General features: G+C 63.0%; 8 protein-coding genes. 4 read left to right on the top strand and 4 right to left on the bottom strand.

Annotated features, from left to right (window positions below; genetic code table 11):
- On the top strand, positions 1–233 hold a 233-nt coding region (locus tag H0485_RS20400), incomplete at its 5' end, for a hypothetical protein (RefSeq protein WP_226937745.1).
- Positions 226–1263, top strand: a complete 1038-nt coding sequence (locus H0485_RS20405) for a nucleotidyl transferase AbiEii/AbiGii toxin family protein (protein ID WP_226937746.1) — start codon at positions 226–228, stop codon at positions 1261–1263. The genes H0485_RS20400 and H0485_RS20405, both read left to right, overlap by 8 nt.
- Before the next feature lie 81 nt (positions 1264–1344).
- On the opposite strand, the gene H0485_RS20410 is transcribed toward H0485_RS20405, so the two are convergent.
- The 4 genes from H0485_RS20410 to H0485_RS20425 all read right to left on the bottom strand — a co-directional run bounded on the left by H0485_RS20410 (position 1345) and on the right by H0485_RS20425 (position 5389).
- Positions 1345–1668: a DUF736 domain-containing protein gene (locus tag H0485_RS20410; RefSeq protein ID WP_035714938.1), complete on the bottom strand. Its 324-nt coding sequence runs from the start codon at positions 1666–1668 to the stop codon at positions 1345–1347.
- Positions 1669–2116: 448 nt separating this feature from the next.
- Positions 2117–3142 carry a response regulator gene (locus tag H0485_RS20415; protein ID WP_226937747.1) on the bottom strand — a complete coding sequence of 342 codons (1026 nt, stop codon included), beginning with the start codon at positions 3140–3142 and terminating at the stop codon, positions 2117–2119.
- A complete protein-coding gene (locus H0485_RS20420; RefSeq protein ID WP_226937748.1) occupies positions 3129–4934 on the bottom strand; it encodes a sensor histidine kinase in 1806 nt (601 codons plus the stop codon). Before H0485_RS20420 ends, H0485_RS20415 begins: the two co-directional genes overlap by 14 nt.
- Positions 4931–5389: a putative pterin-binding protein gene (locus H0485_RS20425; RefSeq protein ID WP_226937749.1), complete on the bottom strand. Its 459-nt coding sequence runs from the start codon at positions 5387–5389 to the stop codon at positions 4931–4933. Before H0485_RS20425 ends, H0485_RS20420 begins: the two co-directional genes overlap by 4 nt.
- Before the next feature lie 193 nt (positions 5390–5582).
- Between H0485_RS20425 and H0485_RS20430 the strand changes: the two genes are divergently transcribed.
- On the top strand, positions 5583–6533 hold the full coding sequence (locus H0485_RS20430; RefSeq protein WP_226937750.1) for a hypothetical protein: 951 nt from the start codon (positions 5583–5585) through the stop codon (positions 6531–6533).
- Positions 6530–8899, top strand: a 2370-nt coding sequence (locus H0485_RS20435; protein WP_226937751.1) for a vWA domain-containing protein, incomplete at its 3' end; no start/stop codon positions are given. The genes H0485_RS20430 and H0485_RS20435, both read left to right, overlap by 4 nt.

The following is an 8899-nucleotide window of genomic DNA, read 5'->3' on the forward strand; positions in this document are numbered from 1 at the left end:
AACATTTGATTGCCCCCGGCAGCCCGGCCGGAACGGTCGTTCAGGCCCTGCGCCATGTAGGTGCTGCACGGGCCTCTGACGTGATGCACGCGGCCAGCCGTCACCTCTCGGCCAGCGACAAGAAGCTTCTTGCGAGAAATGCGACGCAGGCACCTGCCTGGATGCGGGCAACCCTGCTCTCGATTGCCGACCCAAAACCTTCAGGGTCCGGCGCGGGAGCCGCTCTTGGATAAGGTTGCCCGCCTGTCGGCCGCGGACCGTGCCGCACTCTTTGGCGAAACCGCCGCTGGTCGTGGCGTCGCCAACACGATCATCGAGAAAGACTTCTGGGTTTGCTGGACCCTGCGGCGGGTCTTCTCGCTGCCGCCCGGGGAAACCGCGTCGCTGGTGTTCAAAGGCGGCACCTCGCTGTCCAAGGCCTATGACGCAATCCGTCGGTTCTCCGAGGATATCGACCTGTCCTTTGACCGGGCAGAACTGGGATATGGCGGCGAACGGGACCCCGAGCAGGCGGGGCTTGGAAAGAACAAAACGGCGAGGCTGATTGCGGATCTGGTAACGGAAGTCGAAATGCATGTTGCGGAGCGACTGCTTCCAGCGCTGCAAGCGGAATTCGCGCGCCATCTGGGTGATCCCGCCGATGGTGGCTGGTCGCTCGAGATAGACCCGAATGACGCGCAGACGGTGAATTTCCAGTATCCCCCGGCCTTTGGCGGCACGGATTATGCCGGCATGTCCTACATCACCCCCCGCGTGAAGCTCGAACTCGGGGCGCGCGGAGACCCCTGGCCAACTGAGGGAAAGGTGATCCGGCCCTATGCGGCCGAGGACTACCCTGACTTCTTCAACGAGCGTGACACGAAGGTCACCGTCCTGTCTTCCCGGCGCACCTTCTGGGAAAAGGCGACCGCACTCCATGCCGAAGCGCATCGCCCTACCGGTTCGCCGACACCTCAGTATTTCTCCCGGCATTTCTACGATCTGGCGATGCTCCTCGAGACCGCGGAGGGAGTCGCTGCATCGCGGGACTTCGAGCTTCTGGCGCAGGTGGCGAAGCATAAAGCCATCTTCTTCCGTTCGGCATGGGCAAGCTATGACTTGGCCAGGCCCGGCACGTTGCGACTTCTGCCCGGCGAGGATCGGATCAAGGATCTGCGTGCGGACTACAAGGACATGGCACCCATGATGTTCGATACGAAGCCGCCGAGTTTCGATGACATCCTCGCCCGCATCCAGCGTTTTGAGGATGACGTGAACACCTGATCCGTGGTCCGCCCGAAAGCCGTCGGGCATCCGCAAGACCAGAAGCCCCGGCCTTTCGACCGGGGCCATGGTTGGGGGGTGTTACTCCCCCCGGCGGCTGTTGGGGCGCGACCAGATCAGGCTCGAGCCCTCACCGTCCTCGTCGTCAAAGAGGTTGGCGTAGATCGGGTGCGCGAAGCTCGGATCGTCCAACTTCAGGCCCAGATAGTCCCGCCCCTCGTTCGAGCGCTTCGACCAGGCGGCGCCGATCTCCGCGCGGCCCACCAGGATCCGGTGCGAGGGTGCGTTCTCGCCCGAGGCCCGCAGGTCGGGGACGATGCGCACGCCTTTGGCCTGTACGCTCAGGGTAACGATTTCGCCGGTGTATTCGTTGCCGGTCTTCTTGAAGGTGCCGATGGTCGCCATTGTCTGTCTCCATTCTCTCGTGTTCGGGCCCGCTCCATTGCGGCCTCGATGGCGATCGACAGGCCGGGGACGACGGCCGGCGCAGTCCCGTCCGGGACCCTGACAGCACAGGCAGGGCTTTCTTGTTGCGAGTTACAGCGCTATTGGCCGTAGAGCCTTGTGCAGTCCTTGAGTCAGTACTCACCGAGGGCTGCGAGGACAGGCTATCTGAACTACAGCCATTTCAACGCATGGGGGAACGGCATCGCATACTGAAGGCCTATTTCTCCCTTCCAGAGGAAATCAGGCTGGCATTTCTGAGCCTCGCCGAAGAAGTCTGTGGCCAAATGGACGAAAAGCCGTGATGGTCTGTCAAAAATCGCTCTGACACTCGCGCATGATCTGCCTATAATCTGGCTTCCCACGCCAACTGGCAAACAGATCCGTCAGGTTAGCCATAGAAGCTCACCTAGTCGGGCGTCGCAGATATCGCAGGGCAAGAAAATAGCAGCCCCACAAGGGTCGCCTGACGATCTGCGCCGGTTTTCTCGAAGATGTTGCGCAGATGGAAGGCGACGGTGGTGGCTGACACACCCAGAGTTGCCGCAATCGCCGCAGGTTTCGCGCCACCGGCAAGCAGCAGCGAGATCCGCGCTTCGGTCGTTGTCAGACCGTAAATTGCGGACAGCGTTTTCGGTCGCGGCAGCGGTGGCCGCTGTCTGTTTCCCAGAAACACTGCGATGTGGGGCTCAGCACGAGCGCCTTGCAATGCAACACCATAGAGCGACAGATCATGCTCATCCGAACCGGCTGATATGATCAGGGCAGCAACCTCTCCTTCGCTTTCACCTGTCCCGATTTCTCGTAACCACATGCCGAGCTTGCGGTTTTCGGCATCATCACACGCAGAAATCCCGCCATCCACCATCAGCCCCCCCATCTCTTCGACGAGTTTGCGGGCGGCGATATTGGCAAAATGGATACGCCGCTCGGCATCGGTCACGACCACCGGGGTCGCCAGCACATCGAGAACGCGCATCGCTTCCGGCGAACTGGCGTCAGACCAGTGCTGCGCTGCGGGACCAGTGCCGCGATCCGGCCAGAGCTTCACCTGCCTGAGCCGCGCCTCGACGGTTGCCAGCATCAGATCATAGTCGATCGGCTTCACCAGATAATCATCCGCGCCGAGCCGCTTGCCGTCGATGATCTGCTGACGCTCGGCGAGCGCCGTCAGGAACACGAACGGGATCGCGGCATTGGGGCCACCACCCGCCTTCACGGCCTGAAGCACACCATAGCCATCCATTCCCGGCATCGAGATGTCACAGAGGATCAGATCGGGCTGCACACGGGCCAGTTGTTCGAGCGCAGCTTCGCCGCTGGCCACCTCAATCGCACCATAACCGGCCTCCCGCAGTTCATCGGCCAGATCGCGCAAAAGATCGGCCTCGTCGTCGATGCAGAGCACAAGCCCCTTGCCGTCACGTCTGCGCATGGCCGCCTCCTTCATGCAGTTGTGCCCCGTCCGCTCCGGCCGAGGGCAAAGTCAGTTCGAATGCCACCGTTCCGGGCGCTGTATCCAACAGGACCAGATCGCCCCCCTGAATGCGCGCCAGACTGCGGGCCATATAGAGCCCAAGGCCAATGCCGCTGACCCCCTCTACCCGGCTGCCCCGGTAGTAGCGTTCAAACACATGGGGTCGATCTACGGCTGCAATATTGCCGGGATTGGCGACGACAATCGAAGCCTCACGCCCTTTTGCTGTAAGGATCACGTGGATGCTCTCTCCAGGATCGGAATATTTGCGGGCATTGGACAGCAGATTGAGCAGGATATGCTCGATCTGTGTTGCGTCGCCAGTCACCGGCGTCAGATCCTCCGAGGGACGAGCGTCAAAGTCTATCGGCGCGAAATCATGCTCGGCATGTGCCATCAGCCCGGCCAGAATCGCTGCAATATCTATCCTGCGCGAGTCGATCGTGACCTGGCCCGCGTCGAGACGGGCGGCGTCGAAAATACTTTCGATCAGGCGCACCAGCTGCGCGACGGCACCGCGTGCCCGCGTTGCGCGCTCGGCAATCTCGGCGGTGTCGACCGCACTTCCGCGCCGCATCAGCCGCTGCAGGCTTGAGTCGACCACCGCCAGCGGGGTGCGGAACTGGTGCGAGATCATCGCGGCAAAGTTGCGGTAGATATCGAGAGACGCCCGCTCGCGGATCAGGGCCGCATCCAGTTCTTCGGTGCGGCGCGCGACCTCGATTTCCAGATGGTCCCGATGCCGCGCAAGCTCGCGCTGCGCATCGTGGCGTTCGGTGACATCGGAGGCAATCAAAACCGCGCCCATAATCTGACTGTCCCGGCGCAAGGGAAAGCCCATCAGGTCAACGAAATGCGGCTCTCCGCCATCCCGGTCGAACACCGATTGGTCGACCGCCACACGGGCACGGCCCCCCGTAATGTCTTGCAGCATGGCCGCGATATGCTCCGTGGCAAAGAATCCGGCGATTTCAGCAGGACTGCGGCCAAGGGCCTCGGCCGCACGCACCCCGAACAACGCCTCCATCGCGCCATTCCACACCGAGCACCGTCCGGCCGCGTCAAAGGCCACAATCCCGCGATCCCCGGCACTGACCAACAGCTGGGAGAAGGCGCGCTCCGCCTGAAGCTGCGCGGCGCGGCGGTTCGACGCCCGCGCGGTCAGTGCCAATGACAGCACAAGCACCAGCCCAGCCCCGGCAATCACCGCCAGCGACAGAGCGATCTGGCGCATGCCGGTAGCGGTCTCGTCCAGCTGGCGCCCGACATCGTCCCATTCCGCGGTCATCGCGCGATTGGCGGCACGGGCGAGCTCTCGACCCAGAGGTTGAAGCGTCTCCTGAACCCTGTCTTTCGCCGCAATGTCACGGGTGAGAAGGAGCGCGAGATCTGCCTCGAGATGGCCCTCGGCCGCCTCAAGCGCGATAAGCGTCTGCTCGAACCCAAGATGGATCATGCGGGCGCGCTGTGGCTCATCGAGCAGGATTTGCGTGCGCGAGAACCAGACATCCAACAGCTGCTGCACCCGTACTGAATCTTCCGGCCTGGCCCAGGCCGCCTCTTCGGCCAGCCGCAGGGTGGCGGCCTCGGCCCGAGAGATCACCCAGAGCATGTTCTGGGTCAGCTCGATCCGCAGCGTGCTTTGGGTGGCGGTGAGTTGGCGGAACGACATGAGCAGCACCGTCGCGAAGACCGCGATCGTCACAAGCGGCAGCACCACCCCGGCAAACTGGCGGGCGCGCTTCCTCACCGGATGTCGAGCCGGTTCAGCTGCCAGACCCAGCGGGTATCATAGCGGATGTCCTGCAACTCTTCGTGGTCGTCGCGGGGGTAGATGATCCACCACGGCCCCTTGTCACGCGGGGTCAGGCGGGTGCCGTTCATGCTATGGGCCAGGATCACGTCAAAACGGATGAAATCCTCCATCGGGATCTCGACCTCGTAATCGTTCAGCGCCCCGACGACGACGGTTTCGCCCGGCACATGGCGCGCCATGAGGGCAAGCAGATCGCGCATCAGAACGCCCTCGAACTGCTGCACCCCTTCGGTGACCGAGGTGCTCGTGGCGACCTCGTGCATCGGCAGGGCCATGATTTGATCTTCATAGATCGTGTTCGATCCCGTGCCGTTATCGACAGAGTAGTGAATATCTTGTGCGACCGAAATGCTGGCGGTCATGGCCAAACAGGCAAGTCCGGCGGTCAAAATCCGCAGCCTTCTCAAATCAGCCTCCACAAAAACGGTCGTGAACCGGGCCAGGATAGGCCCTGTTGCGATACCTGTCACAGATTTTGCCGCTCTTCCCCCTTCAAACGAACGGGGCGGTGCCGGTTGTGTCGTGCAAAGATCGGAAAAACTTGAACCGCATAAGGGCGTTTCGACGATGTGGGATTTCAGTATGGCACAGGCGATTGGCCTGATGCTGCGCACGATGCCGTTCGTGCTGTTGCGCGCAGGGGTCTATTTCGGGATCACCTTGGCCTATATGCTTGCGACCGGAACCGGGGTCGGGATCGGCTGGGGCATCGGAGCCTTTGGCGATGACGAGTTCCGGGCCCAGAGCATGGCCTGGGGCGGCATGATCGGCTTCGGGATCACCGGCGCGGTGATGTATTGGATCCGCGAATACATCCTCTACATCGTCAAGGCTGGGCATATCGCCGTCATGGTCGAACTGATCGACGGGCGGACACTACCCGAGGGGCGCGGCCAGATCGGTCATGCCACCGCCGTGGTGAAAGGGCGGTTCGGCGAGGCCTCGACGCTCTTCGCGCTGGATCAACTGGTCAAGGGCGTGATCCGTGCGGTGACCGGCCTTGTGCGCGGAATCCTCAGCATTCTACCAATTCCCTACGTCAAACAACTGATGGGCGTGGTGCAGGCTTTTCTGCGCGTGGCGGTGGGTTTTGTCGATGAGATCATACTGGCCCATGCGATCCGGTCCGGGTCTTCCGATGCCTGGGGATCGGCCCGCGAGGCACTGGTGCTCTATGGCCAGAGCTGGAAGGTGATGCTGCGCAATGCCGCCTGGCTGACGGTTTTCACCTATGGGCTGGCGGGCCTCGTGTTCCTTGTCATGCTCGCCCCGGCGGCGGCGCTGGTCTACGTCATGCCTGGAGCTTGGTCGGCCGGAGGCTTCGTCTTCGCGCTGCTCTTCGCCTGGAGCGTCAAGGCCGCTTTCCTTGAACCCTTTGCCGTCGCCTGCCTGTTGCAGGTCTGGGTGAAAACCACCGACGGCCAGCCGCTGGATCCCGAATGGGATGCGCGGCTGGAACAGATGTCGTCGCATTTCCGCAAACTCAAGGCCCGGGTCACGGGCGCCTTTACCCGCAAGGGAGAAACCGCATGAAACGCACTCTTTTTGCAGGGCTGGCGGCCCTTGGTCTTGCCCTCCCCGCCACCGCACAGCAGCGCCCGGATACGATACTCGTCCTTGATGCCTCCGGCTCGATGTGGGGGCAGATCGACGGCGTGAACAAGATCACCATCGCCCGCGATGTGGTGCGCGATTTCGTGGCGGTCTTTCCGGCGGATGAGAACCTTGGCCTTGTGGCCTATGGTCACCGCGAGCGCGGCCAGTGTTCCGATATCGAGACCATCGTAACCCCCGCCTTGGGAACCGGCGAGGATATCGCCAAGATCGTGGCCGAGCTGAACCCGCGCGGCATGACGCCGATGACCGATGCGGTGATCGCGGCGGCGCACGCCCTGCGCCATACCGAACAGGCGGCGACCGTGATCCTGATCTCGGATGGGATCGAGACCTGCAACCCCGATCCCTGCGCTGCCGCCCGTGCGCTGAACGACGCCGGCGTCGATTTCACCGCCCATGTCATCGGCTTTGATGTGCGCGGCGAGGCCGAGGCGCTGCTACAGATGCAATGCATCGCCGATGAGACCGGTGGGCGGTTCTTCACCGCCGACAATGCCGAAGAGCTTTATGGTGCGCTGGAACAGCTGGCCGTTGTCGAACCCGGCACCTTCAGCTTTGCCGCGTATCAGAACCACGAGCGCATGGGGCCAGAGCCGGTCTTCTTCCGGCCGGATCAGGAGATGTCGGCCGAGTATCTCGCGGGCAATGTCAGCTGGGAGATCTCGGACAGTGAAGCCAGCTATGTCCAGACCCTCACCGGCAACCCGGCCCAGCTGGACCTGCCGTTCGGCGACTATGTGGTGACCGTCACAACTGAGGCCTGGGATCAGCCGGTCCAGACCGAGATGAACTTCGCGGCGGATTCCATCCACAATCTGTCGGTGATGTTCCCGCCCCGAGAGCCGGACCTGGCCGAATTGACCCTGCGCGCGGTTCTGGACAGCGCAAGCGGTCCGCTGATCGATACCCCGATCACCTGGGAGTTCACGCAAGGTGACGACAGCTTTGAATTCGGCGGCAATCCCGGCGTCATGGAGGTTCGCCCCGGCACCTGGACCGTCACCGGCTATCACACCGCGATGGAGCTGGAGCAATCACAGACGCTGACGCTGGCGGAAGGTCAGCGCGCGACACAGACCTTTGTTTTTGAAACCCCGGCCGCGCCGCTGCCCGCCGTCACGGTCACCGCGCCTGCACAGGTTGTGGTGGGGTCTGCCTTTGGCGTCAGCTGGACGGCAGAGGGCGCGTTGAAGGAACGGGACTATGTGACCATCGTGCCCGTGGGCGCAGAAGGCGGCGCCTATACAGACTATGACCGTCTGCAGGGTCGGTCTGAGGGGCAGTTGCGAGCGCCCGCCGAGCCCGGCCTCTACGAGGTTCGGTTGCAGACCGAGGATGGCAAGGCCGTTCTCGCCACAACTCCGATCGAGGTTGTCGATGCTGTCGTGACCGTCTCCGGCCCGGCGCAGGTCGTGATCGGATCGGCCTTCCCGGTGAGCTGGGCAGCCGAAGGCCTGCATCCGCGTGACTATGTTACCATCGTCCCTTTGGGGGCCGAGGAAGGTGCCTATACCGATTACACCCGCCTTGAGGGCAAGACCGAAGGCAGCCTGCGCGCCCCTGCCGAAGCCGGGCTCTATGAGCTGCGCTTGCAGATGGAGAATGGCGGTCGTGTCCTCGCCCGCGCGCCCATTGAAGTTGTCGAGGCGCAGGTGACGGTTTCGGCACCCGCGCAGGTTCTGGTCGGCTCGGCCTTCGATGTGAGTTGGACCGCCGAAGGGCTGCATCCGCGCGATTATGTCACCATCGTCCCCATGGGCGCAGCCGAGGGGGAATATACCGATTACGACCGCCTTGAAGGTCAAGCATCCGGCCGCCTGCGTGCTCCAATTGAACCCGGGCTCTATGAGGTGCGCCTGCAACTTGAAAACGGTGGCCGTGTCCTCGCGCGCACGCCGGTGGAAGTGGCCGAAGGAGAGGTGACGCTGAGCGGCCCCGAGCGCGTCCGGGCAGGGGGTGATGTCGCCGTTTCCTGGACCGGTGCCATCCACCCGCGTGACTATATCACCATCGTTCCTGCGGGAACCGCAGATGGGGAATATGCCGCCTATACGCGTGTTGGCGATGCCTCTCAGGGCAGAATGACGGCCCCGGAAGAGCCCGGTGCCTATGAAATTCGCTATCAGCTGGAGCGTGGCAACCGGGTCATGGCTCGGGGACCCCTTGAGGTGCTGGCACCGGATGCGGCGCTGGATGACGGCGCCGGTCTGCAAGCTCCGGCCACCGGCAAACCCGGCGAAGTCATCACCATCAGCTGGAGCGGCGGCAGTGACAGTGCCGAT

It is taken from the genome of Pseudogemmobacter faecipullorum (assembly GCF_020539525.1).
Lineage (GTDB): Bacteria > Pseudomonadota > Alphaproteobacteria > Rhodobacterales > Rhodobacteraceae > Pseudogemmobacter > Pseudogemmobacter faecipullorum.

Excerpts from the sequence above, each read along its gene's own strand:
- H0485_RS20410 (WP_035714938.1), bottom strand. The coding sequence starts at position 1,668 with ATGGCGACCATCGGCACCTTCAAGAAGACCGGCAACGAATACACCGGC.
- H0485_RS20415 (WP_226937747.1), bottom strand. The coding sequence starts at position 3,142 with ATGCGCAGACGTGACGGCAAGGGGCTTGTGCTCTGCATCGACGACGAG.
- H0485_RS20430 (WP_226937750.1), top strand. The coding sequence starts at position 5,583 with ATGGCACAGGCGATTGGCCTGATGCTGCGCACGATGCCGTTCGTGCTG.